The following is a 23,801-nucleotide window of genomic DNA, read 5'->3' on the forward strand; positions in this document are numbered from 1 at the left end:
GAAAGGCCCGGAGGCAACTCCGGGCCTTGTTCTTTTTCCGGCCCTCCCGCACCCTTCCCGGGTCGCATCGACCGGAGTGGCCCAATGACCGACCCCCTCACCATCTGGACCTATGACTGGGTGCCGCAGGGCCCGCGCGGCCATGTCCGTGATCTCCGCCTCCGCTGGGCCTGCGAAGAGGCGGGCCTGCCCTACTCCGTCGCTTCCATCCGCTTCGAGGACCGCACCGGCCCCGACCACCTCGCCCGCCAGCCCTTCGCGCAGGTCCCCGCATTGCAAGACGGCGAGATTCGGCTGTTCGAAAGCGGCGCCTGCCTCCTGCATCTGGCGGAAAAGTCCGAAACCCTGATGCCTCGCGACGCGAAAGGCCGGGCCGAAACCCTGGAATGGGTCATCGCAGGGCTTAACTCCATCGAGATGGTCACGGTCCCCTGGTGGTTCATCGGCCTCTCCAGCCCGTCGGAAAACCCGCTCGAAGGCTGGCTCGCCTCGCGCCTGTCCCGGCTGGACGCGGTCCTCGCCAGCCGCGACTGGCTCGCCGCCGGGCGCTTCACCGTGGCGGACCTGCTGATGGCCGACATCCTGCGGGTGAAGAAACTCCGCGCCGCCCTCGGCCCCTACCCAGCCCTTGCAGCCTACACCGAGCGCACCCTCGCCCGCCCCGCCTTCCGGAAGGCGCATCAGGACCAGCTCGACCACTTCGCCGCCGCCGATGCCGCACGGGCAAACTGACGCGCAGCCAAGGCTTTCTTTTTGCAGGCTCCTCCCCTAAGCTTCTCTGCAAGCGCGAAAGTCCCGGGGGAGGGAACCATGGCCGACACCGACAAGCCGCTTCTGATCAAGCGCTACGCCAGCCGCCGCCTCTACAACACCGAAACCTCGGATTACGTCACCCTGGAAGACATCGCCGGCTTCATCCGCCAGGGCCGCGAGGTGCAGATCGTCGACCTGAAAACCGGGGACGACCTGACGCGCCAATATCTCCTCCAGATCGTCGCCGAACACGAATCCAAGGGCGAAAGCGTCCTGCCCGTCGACGTGCTGACCGACCTTGTCCGCAGCTATGCCACCGGCATGCAGGCGGTGATGCCGCAGTTCCTTGCTTCCTCGTTCGAAATGCTGCGCGACAGCCAGGCCAAGATGGTGGAAAACCTCGCCGCCTTCCCGAACCCGCTTGCCGCCGTCCCGGGCTTCGACGCGCTCCGCAAGCAGCAGGAGGCCTTCCTGAAGACGATGATGGGTGGCATGCCCGGCTGGGGCGGCTCCGGCCCGGCGAAAGAGGAGGACGCCTCGTCCGCCGACGACATTGCCGACATCAAGAAGCAACTGGCCGAGTTGCAGAAGAAGCTTTCCAAGCTCTAGGCCCCCGGGTGCGGCGCGTCTCCCCTGAAAACCCCGCCCCGGGCCTGACCCGGGGCCTCGCCCTGCCACCCCGCGCAGCACCGGGCGCACGCGCCCCCCGCAGGTCCTGACCCGATGGCCGAGCCCGAAGGCCGCGTCACGCTCTGGGGGATCGAGGTCTTCGTCGCCGCCGCCGAGGAAGGCTCGATCTCCGCCGCCGCCCGGCGCCTCGGCGTCAGCCCCTCCGCCGTCAGCCAGCAACTTGCCGGGCTTGAAGCAGCCCTCGGTGCCGTGCTCCTCGACCGTTCCGGCCGCCCGGTGCAGGTGACGCCTGCGGGCGCCATGTTCCGTCGCCACGCCCAGACCATCCTGAACGCCGCCTCCGAAGCCCGCGCCGAACTGGCGATGGCCGACCTCTCCGGCATGACCACCCTCCGCCTCGGCGTGATCGAGGATTTCGACAGCGACGTCACGCCCCGGCTGCTCTCCACCCTTGCCCGCGACCTGAAAGGGTGCCGCTTTCTCCTCGAAACCGGCGCCAGCCACCGGCTGATGGACCAGCTCGAAGCCCGCGCCCTCGACATCGTCATTGCCGCCGATTCAGGCACCGACTCCGCCCCCGAAGACTGGCGCGAGGTGCATCCGATCCTCTCGGAACCCTTTGTCGCCGTCGCGCCCCCGGGGCAAAGCATCAACGACCTGCCCCTGATCCAGTACACCGCCCGGCACCTGATGGGTCGCCAGATTGCCGCCCACCTCGCGCGGCACGGGTTGAAGCCCGCGCATCGCTTTGAACTCGACAGCTACGCGGCGATCCTCGCCATGGTCGCGGGCGGCGAAGGCTGGACCATCCTCACCCCCCTCGCGCTCCACCAGGCCCGCGCCTTCCGCGCCAAGGTCGAGGTCCGTCCCCTGCCCTTCCCCGCGCTCTCGCGCACCCTGTCGCTTTCCGCCCGCGCCGGCATCCTGCACGGCGTCCCCGCCCAGATCGCCCAGCACCTGAAACCCCTCATCGCCGAGGTCGTGATCGCGCCGGCCCTCGCCGCCACCCCCTGGCTCGCCCCCGCGCTGCGCGTATTCTGACGAGGCTCCGCGCGCGCATCCCACACGCGCACCCTGCCTTTCATCTTTGCCCCAAATATCCCCACCGGAGCCAGCACCGATTGCGCCCCGCACAGCCTTTCATACTGGCGCAAATATCCCCGCCGGAGGCTCCGGCAGCGGGGCAGGACGCAACACCGGCCCTGTCCGCACGGCAGCTGCGCCAGGCGCCTCCCCTCCCCCTCCGTGGGGAGGGGCCGGGGGTGGGGGGCGCCCGACCAAAATCCTGACATTTCCCCAACGAAAAACGTCAACCCATTGATTTCAATTCAGTCCGAAAACTTGTCCACCGTGGAAAGCCTAGCCGCGGACATCCTTCGCCGCATCGACGATCGCCGCCGCGATATAGTCCAGCTCGCCCTCGGTCAGCCGGGTCGGCAGCCGCACGTCGCAGGCCCGCATCAGCATGGCGCGCGTCTGCGGCAGCTCCGGCACCTCGACCAGGAACTGCCAGTTCCAGAACGCCCGCGCATTGCCCTCGCTCAAGCCGAAGACCTGCACCGAGACCCCCCGCGCCTTCGCCGCCGCCTGGAAGTCCATCGCCTGCTGGTCGGTCCAGTCCCCCATCAGGTTGAACTGGATCGAATCCGGCGCCCGCTCCTCCGGCCCCAAAGCCTCCGGCACCTTGAGGTGAGCGGACCCGTTCAGGACGTCAGCCACCCGGTCATGCCCGGCGCGGCCCTTCGCCACCCGCTCCGCCACCAGTGGCAGCTGCGGGCGGATCACAGCCGCCGACAGGTTCTGCATCCGCAGGTTATAAAGCGGCAGCTTGTTCTGCCAGTGCGCGCAGGAATTGGTCAGCCCGGGATGCTTCTTCCAGTTCGTCTCGTAAGCCCCCGACATGATGATCGCCCGCGCCGCGACTTCCGGGTCGTCGGTGATCATGATCCCGCCCTCGCCGGCATTCACCAGCTTGTAGGACTGGAAGCTGAAACAGCCCACCCGCCCGATCGTCCCGATATTGCGCCCGCCCCAGACCGTCCCCAGCGAATGCGCCGCATCCTCGATCACCGGAACGCCCGCCGCGTCGCAGAGCGCCATGATCGCGTCCATGTCCGAGGTATGCCCCCGCATGTGGCTGATCATCACCGCATCCGCTTCCGGCAGCTTCGCCGCGAAGTCCGCCATGTCGACCCGGTAGTTCGCACCCACCTCCACCAGCACCGGCACGCAGTCGGCATGCACGACCGAAGACGGCACCGCTGCAAAGGTGAAAGCAGGGATCAGCACCTTCGCGCCCGCGGGCAGGTCCAGCGCCTTCAGCGACAGGAACAGCGCCGCCGAACAGGACGACACGGCAAGGGCATAGCGCGCGCCCAGCAGCTCGGCGAACTCCTGCTCCAGCAGCGCCACCGGCGCGTCCGAGGGGGCCGTGTAGCGGAACAGGTCGCCCGAGGACAGAAGCCGGTCGATCTCGGCCCGGGCAGCCTCGGGGATCGGTTCGGCATCATAGACGTTCGGAGCCAGGGTCTGACCGTCGGGGGCCATCATGCACCTTTTCTTAATCTCGCGTTAAGAAAAGATGTAAACCCCCGAATGATCACGCGCCAGTGACAAAATCTTCCCCTTGCGCCTTTCCGCCTAGAATTTCGTCCCCGCGCGGGCCGCCAGCATCTGCATCGCCGTATCGATCTCGTGCCAGGCGGTCCGCGCCATCGACCGGAACACCATGATCTCGAAGGCATAGTCGCCGCTGCGCAGGATGACGACGTTCATGTGGTTCGCTTGCGTGCGAACCGCCCGCCCCACCGGAAAGACCAAAAGTCGCAGGTCCAGCGGCACCAGCCGCGCCAGCGCATCGACCGCGCCGGTGCCAGTGACCGCCAGCACCGTCCAGCCATCCGACTGGTCCGTCACCGCCGCCCCCTCCAGCGCCAGAGCCGCCACGCCGGTCAGGAAGGCCTGATCCCGCCCCATCCAGACGATCCGCGCACCTTTCTTCTCGGCGAACCCGTTCGGCTCCGGCATCGCGAGCCCCAGCACCTTCAGCCCCTTCGCCACCGCCTTCGCCCCGCCGGGAAAGACCGCAATCGAGGTGATCGGGCCGACATCGACCTCGGCCAAAGTCACCGTCCCCAGCGTCACAGTTTGCCCCTCAAGGGCGGATTTCGCGATGAGTTCAGGCACGCAGCTTCTCCCCTTCCGGGTCGTGGAAGACCGGACCCGTCACCTCGCAGATCACGTCCAGCCCGCGCAGGTGGTCGACCAGCCGGATCTTCTCGCCGATCCGCGCGCGGCCATCCTTCAGGAACCCAAGCCCCAGCCAGGCCCCGACCGTCGGCGACCAGCAGACAGAGGTGACATAGCCCTGATCCGTCTCGCGATGCACCTCCTGCCCCGGCACGAAGAGATGCGCCCCGGCGCTGATCGGCGCCTGCGCCTTCAGGCCCACCAGCTGCTCGCGCTCCGGCCCCCACATCCCCGGTCGCGTGGCGGCGGCCTTGCCGATGCAGTCCTTCTTCGCCGAAACCATCTTCTCCATGCCGATGTCATAGGCCGTGACCCGACCATGAATCTCGGCGTGCGTGATGAAGCCCTTCTCGATCCTCAGGACGTTCAGCGCCTCCATTCCGTAGGGCCCGCCCCCCATCGTCTCGGCCCGCGCCAGTAGGTCGCGGAAGAGGGCCTCGCCATATCGGGTCGGCACCGCCAGCTCATAGCCCTCCTCGCCCGAGAAGCTGATCCGGAACAGCCGCCCGTCGACCCCGCCGATCCGCACCGGGGCCACGCCCATGAACGGCAGATCCACCGGGGTTTCGAGGAAGGAATTGACCAGCGCCCGCGCCTTCGGACCCGCCACGGCAAACTGCGCCCAGGACTCCGTTACCGAGATGAACCGCACCTGCCAGTCGGCGCAGAAGGCCTGATGCACGAAGTCGAGATGCCGCATCACCAGCCCCGCTGCCGCGGTGGTTGTGGTCATCAGGTAGTGATCCTCGCCCAGCCGGGCCGAGGTGCCGTCATCCAGCACCAGCCCGTCCTCGCGCAGCATCAGCCCATAGCGGACCCGGCCCACCGGAAGGGTGGAGAAGGTGTTGGTGTAGACGAAGTCCAGGAACCTTCCCGCATCCTTGCCCTGAATGTCGATCTTGCCCAGGGTCGAGACATCGGCCACCCCCACCGCCTGCCGCACCATGTTGACCTCGCGGTCGCAGGCCTCGCGCCAGGTGGTTTCGCCCGGCTTCGGGAAATACGACGGCCGATACCACAGCCCCGCCTCGATCATCGGCGCATGGCGGTCGCGGCTCGCCTGGTCCGAAGTCAGGAAGCGCTGCGGGGCAAACCCCTCGGCCCGCCCCCCCGCACCCAGGGCCGCAATCGACACCGGCACGTAAGGCGGCCGGAACGTCGTCGTCCCGGTCTCGGGAATACCGCGCCCCGTCGCATCCGCCAGCACCGCCAGCGCCGCAACGTTGGAGTTCTTGCCCTGATCCGGCGCCATGCCCTGCGTCGTGTAGCGCTTCATGTGCTCGACGGAAGCGTAGCCCTCCTGCGCGGCGAGCTTCACGTCCTTGGTCGTCACGTCATTGGCAAAGTCGAGCCAGGCCCGGCCCGTCCCTTCCACCGCCCAGAGCGCCTTCAGCCGATAGGGCGCATCCTCCGCCTCTGGCAGCGGGACGGAAACCTTCCGACCCAAAGCCTCCACCATCTTCAACGCCGCCGCCTGCCCCGTCGCCAGAGCGCCATGGGTGGACATGGAGCCATTCGCGGCGCCCACGGCCACCAGCCCCGGCACCGCGCCCTCCATCGGCACGAAGGCCGCAAGCTCCTCGTCCCAGCGCGGGCGTCCGTTCATGTGGCAGGTCAGATGGATCGTCGGGTTCCAGCCGCCCGACATCGCCAGGCAATCGGTCTCGATCTCGATGATCTCCGACCCTTTCCGCACCTGGATACCGGAAAGCCCCAGCCGCCCGCGAGAGCCCACCACCTCTGCCCCGACATGCACCGGGCAATCGCCCACGGCACTGGCATCGGGGCGCGGGTCGATGATCGCTGCCACGGTGATCCCCGCCGCCATCAGGTCGCGCGCCGTCGCCCGCGCCGCGTCGGTGTTGGCAAACAGCGTCACCCGCTTGCCGGGGCTGACACCATAGCGGTTGAGGTAGGTCCTGACGGCCGAGGCCATCATGATCCCCGGCCGGTCGTTGTTCTCGAAGGCCACCGGACGCTCCAGCGCCCCGCTCGCCAGCACCGCATGCGGCGCGACGATGCGCCAGAAGCACTCGCGCGGCAGGTTCGGGCGCGCGGGCTTGTGCAGCCCCACCCGCTCCAGCGCGCCATAGGTGCCATTGTCATAGGCCCCCGTGACCGTGGTGCGCGTCATGATCCGCACATTCGGCAGGGCGTTCAGTTCCGCCACCACCTGCGCCACCCAGTCGCCCGCCGCCATTCCCCCGATGGTCTGCGGGTCCGAGAGGAGACGCCCGCCCAGCGCATGGCTTTCCTCGCACAGGATCACATCCGCCCCCGCGCGCCCTGCCGTCAGCGCCGCCATCAGCCCCGCAGGACCCGACCCGATCACCAGCACGTCGCAGAAGGCGAAGGCCTTCTCGTAGGTGCCCTCGTCATGCCTGCCCGACAGGCTGCCCAGCCCCGCCGCCCGCCGGATGATGGGCTCATAAAGCCCTTCCCAGAAGGCGCGCGGCCACATGAAGGTCTTGTAGTAGAACCCCGCCGACAGGAAGGGCGCGAGGTAATCGTTCACCGCCAGCAGGTCGTATTTCAACGACCCCAGCCGGTTCTGGCTTTGCGTGACCAGCCCCTCGAACACCTCCTGCACCGTCGCCCGCACGTTCGGCGTCTGGTTCGAGGCGCCAATGACCTCGACCAGCGCGTTCGGCTCCTCCGACCCCGCCGTCAGCACGCCGCGCGGTCGGTGATACTTGAACGACCGCCCCACCAGCCGCACGTCATTGGCCAGAAGCGCCGAAGCCAGCGTGTCGCCCTTGTAGCCCGCGTAATCCTTGCCGTCGAAGCGGAACCGCACCGGCTTCGTCCGGTCGACCAGGCCCTTGCCGTCGATCCTCATGCCTTGCGCTCCGCCACCAGTTCCACCCCGGAAATCTCATGCGTCACCGTGTTCCGCGTGACCAGCAGCCACTGCGAACACCCCGCCTCGTGATACCAGAGGTCCCGCGTCACCCCCGCCGGATTGTCCCGCAGGTGCAGGTAGTTGTCCCAGTCGGCCAGAGGGGCCTCCGCCTCCGGACGGCGCAGGAAATCCTCCGCCCCGTAGTAATAGAACTCCCGCCGATCGCGTTCGCCGCACAAGGGACATGTCAACCGCATCTTCCGGCCCCCGCTTTCATACTGGTGGAAATATCCCCGCCGGAGGCATCTGTCAGTCGTGCCCGGCGGGCCGCCTGCGGGCTCGCGGGACGCCGATGCCAGGCGCCTCCCCTCCCCCGCGTGGGGAGGGGCCGGGAGTGGGGGGCCGCCGTCAGGGTCAAGCGCATCGCCACCTCAATGCAGGTTATGCTGCGACCCGGTGCCTTCTTCGTCCAGAAGATGCCCCGTCGCAAAGCGGTCCAGCCGGAACTTCCGCGCCACCTCATGGCTCTCGCCCGTCGCCATCAGATGCGCCATGCACCAGCCCGAGGCGGGCACCGCCTTGAACCCGCCGTAGTTCCAGCCGCAGTCCAGGAACAGCCCCTCGACATGCGTCTTGTCGATCACGGGCGAGCCATCCGGCGACATGTCCATGATCCCGCCCCAGCTCCGCAGCACCTTGGCCCGGCCGATCATCGGCATCAGGGTCATGCCTGCCTCCATCACATGCTCGACCATCGGCAGGTTCCCCCGCGCCGCATAAGAAGCGTAGAAATCAAGGTCTCCGCCGAAGACGAGGCCACCCTTGTCCGACTGCGAGATATAGAAATGCCCCATGCCGAAGCTGACGACATGGTTGATCACCGGCTTCAGCCCCTCGGTGACAAACGCCTGCAGGACATGAGACTCAATCGGCAGCCGCATCCCCGCCATCGCCGCGACCTGGCTTGACCGCCCCGCCACCACGATCGCCACCTTCTTCGCCCGGATCGCCCCGCGCGTGGTCTGCACGCCACGGACAACCCCGTTCTCGATGTCGATCCCCGTGACCTCGCAGTTCTGGATCAGGTCCACCCCGCGCCGGTCCGCCCCCCGCGCATAGCCCCAGGCCACCGCGTCATGCCGGGCCGACCCACCGCGAGGATGCAAGAGCCCGCCATAGATCGGGAACCGGGTCTGCTCGAAATCGAGGTAAGGCAAATGCTCCCGCACCCCCTCGCGGTCCAGAAGCACCGCGTCGTCGCCCTGGTTGATCATCGCATTGCCGCGCCGGGCGAAGGCGTCGCGCTGCCCGTCCGAATGGAACAGGTTGATCAGCCCGCGCTGCGAATGCATCACGTTGTAGTTGAGGTCGGCCTCCAGCCCCTCCCACAGCTTCAGGCTGTGAGAATAGAACTCGCTGTTCCCCGGCAGAAAGTAGTTGGCCCGCACGATGGTCGTGTTCCGCCCGACGTTGCCGCCGCCGAGATAGCCCTTCTCCAAGACCGCGACATTGGTGATCCCGTGGTTCTTCGCCAGGTAATAGGCCGTCGACAGCCCGTGCCCGCCGCCGCCGATGATCACCACGTCATACTCGGCCTTCGGCGCCGGGTCGCGCCAGGCCGGGGTCCAGCCCTTGTTGCCGAACAATCCTTCCGTGATGACCTTCAGGCCGGAATAGCGCATGGATGAACTCCCCTGACCCGGCCATCAAAGCGGGTCAGGAGGAGTTATTCAACCGCCAACCGATCAAACCTTTGCCAGCCGCGACATAAAGACGTCGCGGATCACCGTTCCTCGCCCGTACTGGCCTCAGTGCCCGCCGCTTTGCGCGGGGCGCAGCATCTCGAACAGGAACCAGACCCGGCGTTCCGCGCCGTCGATCCAGATCTCGATCATGCTGGCCGTCGCGACATCGCCATGCTCGTCGCAGAGGTCATGCACCTCGCGCAGCGCCCCGATATGCGCCTTGTTGTCCTCCATCAGCTCGGCCAGCATGTCGGCGGGCTCGACGTAATCCGCCTCGTTCGGCTTGACCCGCGTCATCGCCGCGACCTGGTTGATGGATTTCAGCGCCGCCCCGCCGATCTTGCGGGCGCGTTCGGCAATGTCGTCGGTCGCCGCCAGAATCTGCGCCGCCTGTTCGTCCAGCATCAGGTGATAGTCGCGGAAATGCGGGCCCGAAACGTGCCAGTGAAAGTTCTTGGTCTTGAAATGCAGCGCGAAACTGTCGGCCAGAAGCCCGTTCAGCGCCGCCGAGATATCCTTGACCGCATTGTCGCCCAGATCGGTCGGGGTCTTCAGCCTGCCGCGCGCAGGCTGTCTTTGTGCTGTGTCTGCCATGGGTCTTGCTCCTCGATCGCACCCGCAAGCGGGGTGGCAAGGCAACCCGAAACCCGGCCCGGCGGTTCCCGTCGGTGCCAATTCAGCCGTTCAGAGCCGTCCTGTCATGCGGGCCGATGCACTGCGCATGGTCGGCCAGGCTTTCCATGACCGCACAGCTTTCGACCGTGCCGCTGCGGCAGCCAGCCAGCATCCGCTCCAGCTCGACCTCCAGCGCCTGCAGGGCCGCGATCCGGCGGCGCACGTCCTGAAGCCGCGCCTCGGCCAGCCGGTCGGCATGGGCGCAGGGCGCTTCCGGGTGCCCGGCAAGGTCCAGCAGGTCGGCCAGCGCCGCCATGTCGAACCCCAGGTCGCGCGCATGGCGGATGAAACGCAGCCGGGCCACGTCCTTCGCGCCATAGAGCCGCTGCCCCCCCCTCGCTGCGCGCCGGGGCGGACAGCAGGCCCCGCTCCTCGTAGAAGCGGATCGTCGTCACCTTGACCCCGCTTTCCCGCGCTGCCTCGCCAATCGTCACCTCGCGCATCGCAGTCGCCTTTCCGCTTGCCTCTACAGTCACTGTAGATGCTATCCCCGAATCGACAGATCAAGGATGGAGCGGGAAAATGTCGGCCAGTTGCGGGCATCACGTCAGTTTCGATGGCACCTCTGCGGGCTATCGCCGCGCGCTCTGGGTGGTGATCGCGCTGAACGCCACCATGTTCGCGGTCGAGATCACGGCGGGCGCGCTGGCCGGGTCGCAGGCTCTGCGCGCCGATGCGCTGGACTTCTTCGCCGATGCCGCCACCTACGGCGCAAGCCTCTGGGTCATCGGTCGGCCGCTGGCCACGCGGGCGCGCGTCGCGATGGCGAAGGGGGTTTCGCTTCTGCTGATGGGGCTCTGGGTCTTCGGCTCGACGCTCTGGCTGCTTTTCGGCCCCGGCCTGCCGCGGGCCGAGGTGATGGGGATCGTCGGCGCGCTGGCGCTGGCGGCCAACCTGGCCAGCGTGCTGATCCTTCTGCGCTACCGCGACGGCGACGCCAATGTGCGCTCGGTCTGGCTCTGCTCGCGCAACGACGCCGTGGGGAACGTCGCGGTCATGGGCGCGGCGCTTCTGGTCGGAATTACCGCGACGCCCTGGCCCGACCTCGTGGTCGCCGCCGCGATGTCGGGACTGTTCCTGTCCTCGGCCTGGCAGATCCTGACCCGCGCCCGGGCCGAGCTGCGGCAGGCCGCAACCACAAGCCACGACCATCCGCATGACCACGACCCTGATCACGGTCACGTCCATTAGGCTTGGGAACCTGGCCGACCCGGCGACCGGGTCGGCCGGTCGGTCTTACAACCCCTTCGACCTGTAGGTCTGCGCCACCCGCCCGATCGACACGATATAGGCCGCGACCCGCAGGTCCTCCACGTCCTGGCGGGAATGCCAGGTCTCGCGCATTGCCTGATAGGCCGTGCGCATCGTGTCGTCGAGGCCGGAGCGCACCAGCGCCAGTTCGTCCGAGCCGGTCAGGAAGCGCTCCTTGAACCCCTCGGCAAGCGTCCAGCCCAGGCCCCGGTCGGCCGACAGCCGCTCCAGCTCCTCGACCAGAAGGCGGCTCCGCGCCTCCTCGGCCCGGCGCTGCATCCGGCCAAAGCGGATGTGGCTCAGGTTCTTGACCCATTCGAAGTAGCTGACCGTCACGCCCCCGGCATTGGCATACATGTCCGGGATGATCACGCAGCCCTTGCGCCGCAGGATCTCGTCCGCGCCGAAGGTGATCGGCCCGTTCGCCGCCTCGATGATCAGGGGCGCCTTGATCCGTTCGGCATTGCCCAGGTGGATCACCCCTTCCATCGCCGCAGGGATGAGGATGTCGCAGGCCTCTTCCAGGGCCGTCGCCCCGTCCGGCACATGGGTCGCATTCGGATAGCCGGCCAGAAGCCCGCCATGCCGGTTCATCCACTGCCGAACATCCTCGATGTCCAGCCCCTTCGGGTCCATCAATGCGCCATCGCGCTCGATCACGGCGATGATCTTGCAGCCGTCCTCCTCGGACAGGAACTTCGCCGCGTGATAGCCCACGTTGCCGAGGCCCTGCACGATGACCCGCTTGCCGTCGAGCCCGCCGGTCAGCCCCGCCTTCGTCATGTCGTCCTTGTGCCGGAAGAACTCGCGCAGCGCGTATTGCACGCCCCGCCCCGTCGCCTCGACCCGGCCCTGGATGCCCCCCGCATGCGGAGGCTTCCCGGTCACGCAGGCCTTGGCGTTGATGTCGGTGGTGTTCATCCGGGCATACTGGTCGGCGATCCAGGCCATCTCGCGCTCGCCGGTGCCCATGTCGGGGGCGGGCACGTTCTGCGCCGGGTGGATCAGGTCGCGCTTGATCAGCTCATAGGCGAAGCGGCGGGTGATCTGCTCCAGCTCATGCTCGTCCCATTGGCGCGGGTCGATGCACAATCCGCCCTTCGAGCCGCCGAACGGGGTCTCCACCAGCGCGCATTTGTAGGTCATCAGCGCCGCCAGCGCCTCGACCTCGTCCTGGTTCACCGACATCGCATAGCGGATGCCGCCCTTGACCGGCTCCATGTGTTCGGAATGCACCGACCGATAGCCGGTGAAGGTCTCGATCTTGCCGCGCAGGCGCACGCCGAAGCGCACTGTATAGGTCGAGTTGCAGACCCGGATCTTCTGCTCCAGACCCGGGCTAAGATCCATCAGCTTCGCGGCCCGGTTGAACATAAGATCAACGGACTCGCGGAAACTTGGCTCTCCGGAAACTTTCATGCCGTCCTCCCTGACAGGCAGGCGCCGTGGGCCTGGCGCCGTGACTGGGACGCTAGCCGATCCTCGCCCAAGGCGGAACCCGGAAAGCAAGCCTCGCGCGGCCGGGCCCGACCCGAGGGCGAATCGATCTGCCGAAGCTGCCTTGCCGAAAGATGAACGACGGGGAAACTTTTCGCATTCACGTCAGAACATATCAGATTCCCGCAGATTGTTTCCGGATTGTGGCAGCCAGAGGCGGCCCCATCAGGAAATGCCTTACTTATGCCTGATCCTGTGCCTAAATCGGCGGTTGGGAGCCCGCCGTCATAGCGGGACGCTGCTGCTATGGATAGTGACATGTTGAACAAGCCCGCCACGCGCACCGTATTTGCAGACGTCACCCGCAAGTTTTCGGATTTTCGGTCGGACGAAGGCGGGGCAATCGCCATCTTCGTGATCTTCATCTTCGTGATGATGGTGATGTTCGGCGGGATTGCCGTCGATGTGATGCGCTTCGAGATGCGCCGCGTGGCACTCCAGGAAACGATGGACCGCGCGACCCTGTCCGCCTCCAACGTCGTGCTGCCGCCGGACCAGTTGCCGCAGACGGTCGCGCTCGAATGGTTCAACAAGGCCGGTCTGGGCGATTACCTGACCTACGACTACACCATCGAATCCGTCACCGGCGAGGCGACCGCCAACTCGCGCAGGACAACGATGAAGGCCAAGGTCCGGTCGTACAACTGGTTCATGCACATGCTCGATGTCCCGTACTTCGAGGGACCGGCTGTTTCCAGCGCCCAGCAGGGCGAGGCGAAGACCGAGGTCATCCTGGCGCTCGACATCACGGGCTCGATGGCCGAATCCTCCGGTTCGACGACCAAGATCGCGGCCCTGCGCCAGGCGGCATCGAACTTCGTGACGATCATGAAGTACAACAAGGATACCAGTGGCGCCTATACCATCAACAAGGACCCGAACAACCTGATCTCGATCGGTATGGTGCCCTATTCGTCGAACGTGAACATCCCGGTCAACCTGCGCAACCAGTTCACCGTCTCGAACCTGTCGTCCTGGAACTACATTGCGAACCAGGGGGTGCCGAAGATCAACTGCTTCGAGATCCAGCCGAGCACCTTCACCACGACGGGGCTGTCGCTGACCACGCCGATCCCCATGGCGGCCGTTGCCCTCGTTGCGAAAAGCGCGCCCAGCGTCACGCCGACGGCTATCGGAAGCACCACCGGCGACGCCACGAACGGCGGCAAGGTGGGGATCTCGTGGACCGCAGCGGTTGCGATCGACACGAACTCGGGCACATACATGTGCAACCACGGCGACAACCCCAGCACGGGCGCAGATGAATCCGCCTCGAACCTGGTGATGCTCCCGTCGACCGACGTGACCGCGCTGAAAGCGCAGATCCTTACGCTCAACCCGCGCGGGAACACCTCGATCGCGGTCGGCTTTCGCTGGGCCACCGCTCTGATCGACGAACAGGCACGCCCGATCTACACCGCGCTTCGCGCCGGTGTTCCCGGCATGGCGGGGCGGCCCGCAAACAATGCCGACGGTGAGGGCGTCACCCACACCGACGGCAGCAAGGGCACCCGCAAGATCATCGTGGTGATGACTGACGGAACGCACGTTTCCAGCCAGCACGTCCTTGATGCCTACAAGTCCGGCCCGTCGCCGATCTGGCGCGGCACGGACGGCAAGATGGCGATCGAGTTCAACGACAGCGGTGTCGGCATCAACGGCGGCAAGCGTCCCGGCATCAACCCGACCGGCACTCCGGCGCCCGTCAACTCCTGCTCGGGCTGGTCGCTGGCCAACAAAGTGGTCAGCGGCGTCACCGTCAAGCGCAACTTCTTCGTCCCGCACTTGAAGGCCAGCTCTGTTACCAGAACAAACGATCCAACCCGCGCAGAAGGCAACGGCAACACGGGCTCCGCCGTCACTGGCGCCTGCGATCCGCGCGCCTGGATCACCCCGCCGACCGGCGCGACGACGCCCTGGTGGACAGGCAGCGGCACCGTCACCCGGCTCGACTGGAGCGAAGTCTGGCGCTACGCCTCGGTCGACTGGGTGATCGAACAGCTCTACATGCGCTCTAACGTGGTCGGCGCAACCGACTACAACACGATCTACAACCTGATGGTCGGCAAGTACCTGACCAGCACGGCCAACATGGACAGCCTGCTGGCGACCAACTGCACGGCGGCCAAAACGCAGGCCGGGATCGAGGTGTTCGGCATCATCCTCGGCGATGACGTGACCGAAGCCCCGATCAAGAACTGCGCCTCTCCGGGCACGGGCTACTACTACAAGGTGACGAACGCCGACGATCTGAACGCGGCCTTCGAACAGATCGCCAAGATCATCTCGCCGCTGAGGCTGACGGAATGAAACAGCTGCGCACCTTCCTCCGGGACGATTCGGGCGAGGCGTCGATCGAGTTCCTCTTCATCTTCCCGATCATTTTCCTGGTCTTCACGGCCTCGTTCGAAAGCAGCATGTACATGGCGCGCTATGTCATGTTCGACCGCGCTGTGGACCTGACCGTCCGCCAACTGCGCCTTGGAACATACGTCAACCCGACGCACCAGTCCCTGAAGAAGACCATCTGCGAATCCGGGATGATGATCGAGTCGGTCACCGAGTGCATCAACTCGATGAAGATCTGGATGCAGCCGGTGAACACCGGAACCTTCGTCATGGCGGCACCGCCGAAGTCCTGCGTCGACAAATCGCAGCCGATCAACACCGATGAACCGCCAGGCAACGAATACGCGCTCGGCACCGACAACGACATCATGCTGATGCGGATCTGCCTGAAGGAAGACCCGATGTTTCCCACCACCGCCGTCAGCGTGAAGATGCCCGTCGAATCCGACGGCAGCTATGTCATGCTGGTGACGACAACCTTCGTGAACGAACCGGGATGACCTGAGATGCGCAACTTCAAGCACCGTTTGGTCACGTTCCTCCGCGACGAAGATGGCCTGATTCTGGTCGAAGGCCTGCTCATGCTGCCCCTGGTGATCTGGGCGCTGGTCGCGATGTTCATCTACTGGGACGTCTTCCGCACCATCAATGTCACCCAGAAGGCCGCGTATTCCGTCGCTGACCTTCTGTCGCGCCAGCGCGATACCATTCCGCTCGTTTTCGCCAACGGGCTGCAGAACGTGCTCGATTTCCTCACTCCGGGCGGGCACCCGGTCAAGATGCGGATCACCAGCCTCGAATGCACATCCACCACGGGGCTCAAGGTCTGCGATTTCTCCAGCGGAAGCTACAAGCTGCTGTTCTCGTTCTCGCCCGGCAACAAGGTCACGCAGCTCACCCAAACGCAGATCCAGGCGTGGAAGGGCACGACCGCCACCAACGGGAAGATCGCCAAGCTGAACAACGGTGAAAGCGTCTTCGTCGTTGAAACCACCGTCGATTTCAAGGCGCAGCTTCCCACGGTGCTGGCCGGCCTCCTGATCGGCGTCGAGGACCAGACGTTTGGCGAGTTTATCGTGACCCGCCCACGCCATCGGCGCCTCTGCCTGGAAGGCACCACCACCTGCAGCTGATCCCCGCGCCGGTCCGGCTTTCCCCCGGAGCGTTCCGGCGTTAGCCTGTCGGCCGCGTCAAACCGGGATCACCATGTACCGAGCCGTCCTCCTCCTCTGCGGTCTTGCGGCGCTGGCCGCCTGCGCCCCCTTCCCCGAGCTTGAGGCAATGGGCCCCGACGCCGCTGCCCCGCCGCAGCTTCTGCCGATCGACGAGCTGCTGTCCCAGGCCGGTGCCACCACCCCCGACCCGGGCCCTGGCCTTGCCGCCCGGGCCGCCCGGCTCAAGGCACGCGCCGCCGCAATTGCCGCGACCCCGCCTGCGACCTGACGGCGTTGCACCCCGCCCGGCTTCCGGCTAACAGACACCAGCCACAAACTGCCCGAGGTTTCCCGATGTCCGTCGCCCCCCTGCGTCTTGGTCTTGCCGGTCTGGGCACCGTCGGCATCGGCGTGGTGAAGATCGTCCAGGCCCATGCGGACCTCGTCGCCGCCCGCGCCGGTCGCCCTGTGGTGATCACCGCCGTCTCGGCCCGCGACCGCACGAAGAACCGCGATGCCGACCTGTCCGGCTATGCCTGGGAAACCGACCCCGTCGCCCTCGCGAAACGCCCCGACATCGACGTCTTCGTCGAGGTGATGGGCGGCCACGAAGGCCCCGCGAAGCTGGCGACCGAAGCCGCACTCGCCGCCGGCAAGCATGTCGTCACCGCCAACAAGGCCCTTCTCGCCCATCACGGCCAGACCCTCGCCGAAGCTGCCGAGGCCGCGAACCTCGCCCTCCGCTTCGAAGCCGCCGTCGCCGGGGGCATCCCGGTGATCAAGGCCCTGACCGAAGGCCTCGCGGGCAACCGGATGAAGCGCGTCATGGGGGTGATGAACGGCTCCTGCAACTACATCCTGACCCGGATGCAGGCCGAAAACCTGCCCTACGAGACCGTGTTCGAGGAAGCCCGCCAGCTCGGCTACCTTGAGGCCGACCCGAACCTTGACGTGGGTGGCATCGACGCGGGCCACAAGCTTTCCCTCCTCGCCGCCATCGCCTTCGGCACCCGCGTCACCTTCGACGCCGTGGAACTGGAGGGTATCGGCAACGTATCCATCGACGACATCCGGCTCGCCGAGGACATGGGCTACCGCATCAAGCTCCTCGGTGTCGCGCAGATGACCGGCCGGGGCCTGGAACAGCGCATGACCCCCTGCCTCGTCCCTGCCGACAGCCCCTTGGGCCAGCTCCAGGGCGGCACCAACATGGTCGTCCTCGAAGGTGACTCTGTCGGCCAGATCGTCCTGCGCGGCCCCGGCGCGGGCATGGGCCCCACCGCCAGCGCCGTCATGGCCGACGTGATCGACATCGCCCGCGGCTTCCGCCTGCCGACCTTCGGCCAGCCCGCCTCGACCCTCAGCGCCGCCCAGCCCGCCCGCGCTGCCACCCCCGCGCCCTACTACCTGCGCATGACGCTCCTCGACAAACCCGGCGCGCTGGCGAAGATCGCCACCTGCCTCGGCGATGCCGGTGTCTCCATCGACCAGATGCGCCAGTACGGCCACCAGGGCGCCAATGCCCCGGTCCTGATCGTCACCCACAAGGCCGCCCCCGACGACGTCGCCCACGCCATGACCCGCTTCGCTGCAACCGGCGTCCTGGTGGGCCAGCCCGTCGCCATCCGGATCGAGGAAGTCTGATCCCCCGGGACGTTCCCGCTTGACAGACCTGCCCCCTGATCCGACCCTTCACCCATTGGTTCATGGGTTGGAGACGGACGATGCGGGCATTCCTTCTGGCACTGATCCTGGCGACCCCTGCCCTCGCCGACCCGATCCCCGGCGCCGACGACCCCGCCTTCCGCGCCCCCTTCGACCGCGCCCTGCAGGGGGACGATCCGACCGCGCTCGTCGAAATCCACGCCGCAGCCGAGGCCGGTAACACCGCGGCAATCCTCGCCTTGCCTGCCGTAAACGACTGGCTCCGCACCACAGTCACCTTCGCCGACCGCAAACGCATCGCCCGCGTGAACGGCACACCCATGGCCGATGCCTTCGCCGCCGCCGACCCCGTGGCCGCGCTCTGGAACATGAGCGAGCCCGGCACCGACATGGACGCGCTCCTTCAACGCGCCTTCGGCCTTTACGACGCGGGCGAGCCCGACAAGGCCACCTTCCTCTTCATGACCTGGGTCAACCAGACCGGCGGCTACGGCGACCTGCCCTCCGGCTTCTTCGACCACCCCGTCCCGCCCTGGGCCATGGCGCAAGTCCTGCGCAGCAGACTGACCGATGTGACTGCAATCTCCCCGGCTGCTGGCGAATACCTCATGGTCACGCGGCTGGACGCCAACGACCCCGCCGCCTGGATCGCCCTTGCCGGGTTCGCGGGCCTCCACCGCGCTGATGCTTCGCCGCCTGACACTGCCCGACTTGCCGCCATCTTCACTGCCGCCGCAATTCCCCAGGACACAGCCTCCCGCCGCATGGCTGATGCCGTGCCCGTCCTCAAGGCCATCACTCGCCCCGATCAGCCGCTTGACCCCGATACCGCCAAAGCCGCAACCGAGGCCTTCCGCACCGAACCCGGTTTCCAGCCGTTGCTCGCCCTTTGCGCCGCCGCCTGTCCGCAAACCAAAGACCAGTGCACTACCGCCTATGTCGCCGGCTTCGGCCACCCCTTCGGTCGCGCCGCCCAGTCCCAACCCCTCACCGCACTCATCTCCACCGAAGATTTCTTCGCCACCCCGCGCGGCCGCCTCCTGCTCCTCCGCTCCACAAGGGGCGCTCTCGGCGACACCCCCGCCACCTCTCCCGCCCTTGCCGCCGCCCGCCAGATCGACGCCTGCCTCGCCGACGCCATCCTCGCCGCCAATCCCTGACCCACTGTTAGCGCCAAACTCCTTGCCCCATCGCCAACCCCCGGCTAAACCGAAGAAAATCGCGCGAACGCCCTGGGGGACCCATGTCTGAGAAACTGAACTTCCAGGATCGTCTCCTGTCCTTGGGCCTTGGCCGGGTGTCCGAGGCCGCCGCCCTCGCCTCGGCCCGGCTGATCGGGCGCGGCGATGAAAAGGCCGCCGACCAGGCCGCCGTCAACGCCATGCGCGACCAGCTCAACCTTCTCGACATCAAGGGCGTCGTCGTCATCGGCGAGGGCGAGCGCGACGAGGCCCCGATGCTCTACATCGGCGAGGAGGTCGGCACCGGCAACGGTCCCGAGGTCGACATCGCCCTCGACCCCCTTGAAGGCACCACGCTGACCGCCAAGGACATGCCGAACGCGCTGACCGTGATCGCCATGGCCCCGCGCGGCACGCTCCTGCACGCGCCCGATGTCTACATGGACAAGCTCGCCATCGGCCCCGGCCACAAGCCCGGCACCGTCACCATGTCGATGTCCCCTTCCGAGCGCGTCTCGGCCCTTGCCGCCGCCAAGGGCTGCTCGACCGAGGACATCACCGTCTGCATCCTCGACCGCCCGAGGCACGAGGACCTGATCGCCGAAGTCCGCTCCACCGGCGCCGCGATCCGGCTGATCACCGACGGCGATGTCGCGGGCGTCATGCACTGCGCCGAGCCGGAAATCACCGGCATCGACATGTACATGGGCTCCGGCGGCGCACCCGAAGGCGTGCTGGCGGCGGCGGCCCTGAAATGCATGGGCGGCCAGTTCTTCGGGCGTCTCCTCTTCCGCAACGACGACGAACGCGCCCGCGCCCGCAAGGCCGGGATCACCAACTTCGACCGCGTCTACACCCGCGACGACCTGGTGCGCTCCGACGTGATCTTCTCGGCGACCGGCGTCACCAACGGCTCGCTCCTCGCAGGCATCAAGCGCGAACCCGGCTGGGTGACGCTGGAGACGATCCTGATGCGCTCCAAGACCGGCTCGGTCCGCCGGATGACCTACAAGAGCCCGCTGCGCTGACCCCCGCCTCCGACCTGCCCGACCTCGGCGGGCGGTTGAGCGAAGTCCTGTCCGGAACGGGCGGGAAGGCGTCGCAATTGCCATGGCCATTGCCCGGCATCTGCGCAATCATTGCCTTCCGATGATCCGGTGCAAGGACCTCCACCATGTCCGATCCCGTTGCCACGTCGCGTTCCACGCAACTCTGCGATCTGCTCGGTTGCGATGTGCCGGTGCTTCTGGCCGGCATGGGCGGGGTTGCGCATTGGGACCTGGCCGCCGCCGTCGCCAATGCCGGTGGCTACGGGATGCTTGGCATGGTGCGCGAACCCGTCTCGCTGATCCGGCAGGAGGTGACGGCGCTTCGCGCCGCAACCTCGCGGCCCTTCGCCGTCAACGTGATTCCCTCGGCCACCGAACCGGGCCTGCTTGAGGCGCAGATTTCCTGCTGCCTTGAACTGGCGGTACCGGCCTTCACCTTCTTCTGGGATGTGGTCCCGCGGGTGGTCGAGCGGGTAAAACAGGCGGGCGCGCAGGTCCTGCATCAGGTCGGCACGGTCGAGGCCGCCCGGATCGCCGAAGCCGCCGGGGCGGACGTGCTGATCGCGCAAGGTGTCGAGGCGGGCGGCCATGTCCACGGGCGGCGCCCGACCTTCGACCTTACCGCCGGGATCCTTGAACAGACAGCACTTCCCGTCGTGGCCTCCGGCGGGCTTGGCACCGGCGCCGATCTTGCCCGGGCGTTGCAGATGGGCGCTGCCGGTATCCAGTGCGGCACCGCTTTCCTTGCCACCGAGGAATCCTTCGCCCATCCGTATCACAAGGATCGCGTGGTCCAGGCCGGGGCGGGGGATACCGTCCTGACCGATGTCTTCGTGCTGAACTGGCCCAAGGGCGCGGCGGTCCGCGTCCTGCAAAACAGCGTGACCCGCGCGCTTGACGGTGCCTACCTGGGCCACGACCCCGACCTCCTCCCGCGTGAGACCATCGCCTGGGACAATGGCCAGCCGCTCCTGCGGTTCAGCACCGATTCCCCGATGCGCGGCACCACCGGCGATCTTGAGGCGATGGCGCTTTACGCGGGCGAAGGCGTCGCGAGCCTCCGGTCTGTGGTCCCGGCTGCGGTGCGATTGGCCGAAATCGTCGACGGTGCCCGCGCGATTCTTTCCCGGCAAAGCGAAGGGGCCGCATCATGACCGGGCGCCTGTCGTCCCCGCCCTGCTACGCCGAAGAAATCGCGCCGGATTATTTCGATCCGCTCGGGGTCGATCCGGAACAGGCCCGCGACGTGGCACGCTGGCGAAAGGCGGAACGCACCCGGCTCCGCGCCGAGCGCTCCGCCCTTTCGGTTGCCGAACGCGAGGCCGTGGGCACGGCGCTTGCCGCCCACCTGCGCGGCCTCCTGCAAGACCGGTTCGATGGCGCCCGGGGCAAGGTGTTCTCCGGCTTCTGGCCGATCAAGGGCGAACCCGACCTGCGACCGTTGATGGCCGAACTGCACCAGGCGGGCGTCACCATTGCCCTGCCGCTGGTGGAACAGAAAGCCGCGCCGCTGGTCTTCCGGCACTGGACCCCGGAAACCCGCATGGTCCGGGGTGACTGGAACATCCCGGTTCCGCCGCCGGATGCGCCGGTCCTCCTCCCCGACATCGCGCTCGCGCCCCTCGTGGGCTGGACGGCAGAGGGCTACCGGCTCGGCTATGGCGGCGGCTACTTCGACCGGACCCTCGCGGCGCTGAAGCCCCGGCCCTTCGTCATCGGCGTCGGGTTCAATGCGGCCCGGCTGCCGACGATCTATCCGCAGCCGCATGACATTCGCCTTGACATGATCCTGACCGAAGGCGGCGACCGGACCGCAGCGGCCCGCGAAACCTGACGCGCAACCAGCGCTGAGCCCGACGAGATACACTTCCGCAAGTGTGAACATCCGGTTAATGCCCGCGGCCAACCCCTTGAAATCTCTTGCGCTGAAAATCTGTCCACGGTGGACACCCCTTCCCCCCTTGCGTCCCTCGCCCCTTTCCGGCACCCCTTCCCGCATGGCTTCCTTCCTCTCCGTCGAGACCTCCCTCTCCGGTCGCCGCTGGGTCGGCCCAGATCCAGTCCAGGACCGGCTCGCCGAAGCCATGGCCCAGGCAACCCGTCTGCCCCTCCCCCTCTGCCGCGTGCTCGTCGCCCGCGGCGTCGAGCCTGCGGACGCAGTCGCCTTCCTCTCCCCCTCGCTGCGCGACCTCCTGCCCGACCCCCTGATCCTGAAGGACATGGCCCCCGCCGCCGACCGCCTTCTCCACGCCGTCGCGGCCCGCGAAAGGGTCGCCATCTTCGCCGACTACGATGTCGACGGCGGCGCCTCCGCCGCCCTCCTCCTCACCTGGCTGCGCGCCTTCGGGATGCAGGCCACCCTCTACATCCCCGATCGCATCGACGAAGGCTACGGCCCGAACATTCCCGCGATGGCCCAGCTTGCCGAGACCCACGACCTAATCCTCTGCGTCGACTGCGGCAGCCTCTCCCACGATGCCATCGCCGCCGCCAAGGGGGCCGATGTCGTGATCCTCGACCACCACCTTGCCCTCGAAACCCTCCCCCAAGCCCTCGCCATCGTGAACCCCAACCGCCAGGATGAAGACGGCACCCTCGCCCATCTCTGCGCCGCCGGGGTGGTCTTCCTCCTCCTCGTCGAGGCCAACCGCCGCCTCAAACAGCAGGGTCAGCAGGTCCCCGACCTCATGGCCCTCCTCGACCTTGTCGCGCTCGCCACCGTCGCCGATGTCGCCCCCCTGACCGGCGTCAACCGCGCCTTTGTCCGGCAGGGGCTCAAGATCATGGCCCGCCGCGACCGCCCCGGTCTCCGCGCCCTGGCCGATGTCGCCCGCATGGATCAGGCGCCCACCGCCTACGCGCTCGGCTTCCTCCTTGGCCCCCGGGTCAATGCGGGCGGTCGCATCGGCCAGGCCGACCTCGGCGCGCGCCTGCTGGCCACCGACGACGAAATGGAGGCCGCCCGCCTCGCCGCCCGCCTCGACCAGCTCAACACCGAGCGTCGCGAGATCACCGAGACGGTGCGCCTGGAAGCCATGGCCCAGGCCGACGCCCGCGGGCTCGACGCCCCCCTCGTCTGGGCCGCCGCCGAGGGCTGGCATCCCGGCGTTGTCGGCATCGTCGCGGCCCGGCTGAAGGAAGCCGCCAACCGCCCCTCGGTCGTGATCGGCTTCGAGGGCGACGAGGGCAAGGGATCCGCCCGCTCGATCCCCGGCATCGATCTTGGCGCGGCGATCCAGCGGCTCGCGGCCGAGGGGATGATCACCAAGGGCGGCGGGCACAAGATGGCGGCGGGCCTCAGCCTGACCCGCGCCAAGCTTGACCCTGCCATGGCGCGCCTGTCGGACCTCCTTGCCCGCCAGGGGGCTGGTGCTGGCGGCCCGCAGGACATGCGGATCGACAGCCTGTTGGCGACCGGCGCTGCGACCGTGGCCCTGGTTGAAGAGATCGAGAACGCTGGTCCCTTCGGCGCCGCGGCCCCGGCACCGCGCTTCGCCTTTGCCAATGCGCAGGTCAGCGCCCGGCGGATCGGCGATAGCCATCTCAAGCTCACCATCTCGGACGGAGCCGGTCCCGCTCTTGATGCCATCGCCTTCGGTGCCTTCGACGGCCCGCTCGGCCCCGCACTGGAAAATCCCGGCCACCGCCGGTTCCACCTCGCGGGCAAGCTGGAGCTGAACCACTGGAACGGCCGCACCAAGGTCCAGCTGCGCCTGGATGATGCAGCTTGGGCGTAGGCGCTCGCATTTTCCTCTTGCAGA

22 protein-coding genes and 1 pseudogene are annotated in these 23,801 nt (G+C 67.3%); 14 read left to right on the forward strand and 9 right to left on the reverse strand.

The genetic code is table 11. From position 1 onward, the window contains the following. Nucleotides 1-84: 84 nt before the first annotated feature. The 3 genes from JNL31_RS08455 to JNL31_RS08465 all read left to right on the forward strand — a co-directional run bounded on the left by JNL31_RS08455 (nucleotide 85) and on the right by JNL31_RS08465 (nucleotide 2,424). Nucleotides 85-732, forward strand: coding sequence for a glutathione S-transferase family protein (locus JNL31_RS08455; protein WP_294972250.1), 648 nt, complete (start codon nucleotides 85-87; stop codon nucleotides 730-732). A 78-nt stretch (nucleotides 733-810) separates the two neighbouring features. Beyond that, entirely contained in the window at nucleotides 811-1,362 is a 552-nt protein-coding gene (gene phaR / locus JNL31_RS08460) for a polyhydroxyalkanoate synthesis repressor PhaR (RefSeq protein ID WP_294972252.1), read from the forward strand. Nucleotides 1,363-1,476: 114 nt separating this feature from the next. Further along, entirely contained in the window at nucleotides 1,477-2,424 is a 948-nt protein-coding gene (locus JNL31_RS08465; RefSeq protein ID WP_294972253.1) for a LysR family transcriptional regulator, read from the forward strand. Nucleotides 2,425-2,742: 318 nt separating this feature from the next. Here JNL31_RS08465 and JNL31_RS08470 read toward each other — a convergent pair whose 3' ends face one another. From JNL31_RS08470 to JNL31_RS19150, 8 genes and pseudogenes are all read right to left on the reverse strand, one after another. Further along, nucleotides 2,743-3,930 carry an aminotransferase class I/II-fold pyridoxal phosphate-dependent enzyme gene (locus JNL31_RS08470; protein ID WP_294972351.1) on the reverse strand — a complete coding sequence of 396 codons (1,188 nt, stop codon included), beginning with the start codon at nucleotides 3,928-3,930 and terminating at the stop codon, nucleotides 2,743-2,745. Nucleotides 3,931-4,023: 93 nt separating this feature from the next. Then, entirely contained in the window at nucleotides 4,024-4,569 is a 546-nt protein-coding gene (locus JNL31_RS08475) for a sarcosine oxidase subunit gamma (protein ID WP_294972255.1), read from the reverse strand. Next, nucleotides 4,562-7,471: a sarcosine oxidase subunit alpha family protein gene (locus JNL31_RS08480; RefSeq protein ID WP_294972257.1), complete on the reverse strand. Its 2,910-nt coding sequence runs from the start codon at nucleotides 7,469-7,471 to the stop codon at nucleotides 4,562-4,564. The genes JNL31_RS08475 and JNL31_RS08480 overlap by 8 nt, the downstream gene beginning before the upstream one ends. Next, complete coding sequence (locus JNL31_RS08485; RefSeq protein WP_294972260.1) at nucleotides 7,468-7,731, reverse strand: sarcosine oxidase subunit delta; 264 nt, start codon at nucleotides 7,729-7,731, stop codon at nucleotides 7,468-7,470. The genes JNL31_RS08480 and JNL31_RS08485 overlap by 4 nt, the downstream gene beginning before the upstream one ends. A 174-nt stretch (nucleotides 7,732-7,905) precedes the next feature. Beyond that, nucleotides 7,906-9,156 (reverse strand): sarcosine oxidase subunit beta family protein, encoded by a 1,251-nt coding sequence (locus JNL31_RS08490; protein ID WP_294972263.1) that lies wholly within the window; start codon nucleotides 9,154-9,156, stop codon nucleotides 7,906-7,908. 126 nt (nucleotides 9,157-9,282) lie between these two features. Continuing rightward, nucleotides 9,283-9,813 (reverse strand): DNA starvation/stationary phase protection protein, encoded by a 531-nt coding sequence (locus JNL31_RS08495; protein WP_294972265.1) that lies wholly within the window; start codon nucleotides 9,811-9,813, stop codon nucleotides 9,283-9,285. A gap of 82 nt (nucleotides 9,814-9,895) precedes the next feature. Continuing rightward, a complete protein-coding gene (locus tag JNL31_RS19145; RefSeq protein ID WP_366928936.1) occupies nucleotides 9,896-10,150 on the reverse strand; it encodes a MerR family DNA-binding protein in 255 nt (84 codons plus the stop codon). A gap of 33 nt (nucleotides 10,151-10,183) precedes the next feature. Further along, nucleotides 10,184-10,337 (reverse strand): annotated as a pseudogene (locus tag JNL31_RS19150) (MerR family DNA-binding transcriptional regulator); the annotation flags it as partial. 79 nt (nucleotides 10,338-10,416) lie between these two features. On the opposite strand from JNL31_RS19150, the gene JNL31_RS08505 reads away from it, so the two are divergent. After that, the gene (locus tag JNL31_RS08505) at nucleotides 10,417-11,085 is read left to right on the forward strand and encodes a cation transporter (RefSeq protein WP_294972267.1); all 669 of its coding nucleotides are present in this window, start codon (nucleotides 10,417-10,419) and stop codon (nucleotides 11,083-11,085) included. Between the two features lie 45 nt (nucleotides 11,086-11,130). Here JNL31_RS08505 and JNL31_RS08510 read toward each other — a convergent pair whose 3' ends face one another. Further along, nucleotides 11,131-12,564: a Glu/Leu/Phe/Val dehydrogenase gene (locus JNL31_RS08510; protein WP_294972269.1), complete on the reverse strand. Its 1,434-nt coding sequence runs from the start codon at nucleotides 12,562-12,564 to the stop codon at nucleotides 11,131-11,133. Between the two features lie 336 nt (nucleotides 12,565-12,900). On the opposite strand from JNL31_RS08510, the gene JNL31_RS08515 reads away from it, so the two are divergent. The 10 genes from JNL31_RS08515 (at nucleotide 12,901) to recJ (ending at nucleotide 23,777) form a co-directional block, all read left to right on the forward strand. Next, a complete protein-coding gene (locus JNL31_RS08515; RefSeq protein WP_294972271.1) occupies nucleotides 12,901-14,952 on the forward strand; it encodes a Tad domain-containing protein in 2,052 nt (683 codons plus the stop codon). After that, complete coding sequence (locus JNL31_RS08520) at nucleotides 14,949-15,491, forward strand: TadE/TadG family type IV pilus assembly protein (protein ID WP_294972272.1); 543 nt, start codon at nucleotides 14,949-14,951, stop codon at nucleotides 15,489-15,491. The genes JNL31_RS08515 and JNL31_RS08520 overlap by 4 nt, the downstream gene beginning before the upstream one ends. Before the next feature lie 6 nt (nucleotides 15,492-15,497). Next, entirely contained in the window at nucleotides 15,498-16,124 is a 627-nt protein-coding gene (locus JNL31_RS08525) for a hypothetical protein (protein WP_294972275.1), read from the forward strand. Between the two features lie 73 nt (nucleotides 16,125-16,197). Continuing rightward, nucleotides 16,198-16,434: a hypothetical protein gene (locus JNL31_RS08530; RefSeq protein WP_294972277.1), complete on the forward strand. Its 237-nt coding sequence runs from the start codon at nucleotides 16,198-16,200 to the stop codon at nucleotides 16,432-16,434. A gap of 65 nt (nucleotides 16,435-16,499) precedes the next feature. Then, the gene (locus JNL31_RS08535) at nucleotides 16,500-17,789 is read left to right on the forward strand and encodes a homoserine dehydrogenase (RefSeq protein ID WP_294972279.1); all 1,290 of its coding nucleotides are present in this window, start codon (nucleotides 16,500-16,502) and stop codon (nucleotides 17,787-17,789) included. A gap of 80 nt (nucleotides 17,790-17,869) precedes the next feature. Then, entirely contained in the window at nucleotides 17,870-18,970 is a 1,101-nt protein-coding gene (locus JNL31_RS08540) for a hypothetical protein (protein WP_294972282.1), read from the forward strand. Between the two features lie 83 nt (nucleotides 18,971-19,053). Then, the gene (glpX, locus tag JNL31_RS08545) at nucleotides 19,054-20,019 is read left to right on the forward strand and encodes a class II fructose-bisphosphatase (protein ID WP_294972285.1); all 966 of its coding nucleotides are present in this window, start codon (nucleotides 19,054-19,056) and stop codon (nucleotides 20,017-20,019) included. Nucleotides 20,020-20,165: 146 nt separating this feature from the next. Next, complete coding sequence (locus tag JNL31_RS08550; protein WP_294972289.1) at nucleotides 20,166-21,194, forward strand: nitronate monooxygenase; 1,029 nt, start codon at nucleotides 20,166-20,168, stop codon at nucleotides 21,192-21,194. Next, nucleotides 21,191-21,874, forward strand: a complete 684-nt coding sequence (locus tag JNL31_RS08555; protein WP_294972290.1) for a 5-formyltetrahydrofolate cyclo-ligase — start codon at nucleotides 21,191-21,193, stop codon at nucleotides 21,872-21,874. Before JNL31_RS08550 ends, JNL31_RS08555 begins: the two co-directional genes overlap by 4 nt. A 163-nt stretch (nucleotides 21,875-22,037) precedes the next feature. Beyond that, nucleotides 22,038-23,777 carry a single-stranded-DNA-specific exonuclease RecJ gene (recJ, locus tag JNL31_RS08560; protein WP_294972293.1) on the forward strand — a complete coding sequence of 580 codons (1,740 nt, stop codon included), beginning with the start codon at nucleotides 22,038-22,040 and terminating at the stop codon, nucleotides 23,775-23,777. The last annotated feature ends 24 nt before the right edge of the window (nucleotides 23,778-23,801 follow it).

Source organism: Tabrizicola sp. (assembly GCF_016792905.1).
GTDB lineage: Bacteria > Pseudomonadota > Alphaproteobacteria > Rhodobacterales > Rhodobacteraceae > Tabrizicola.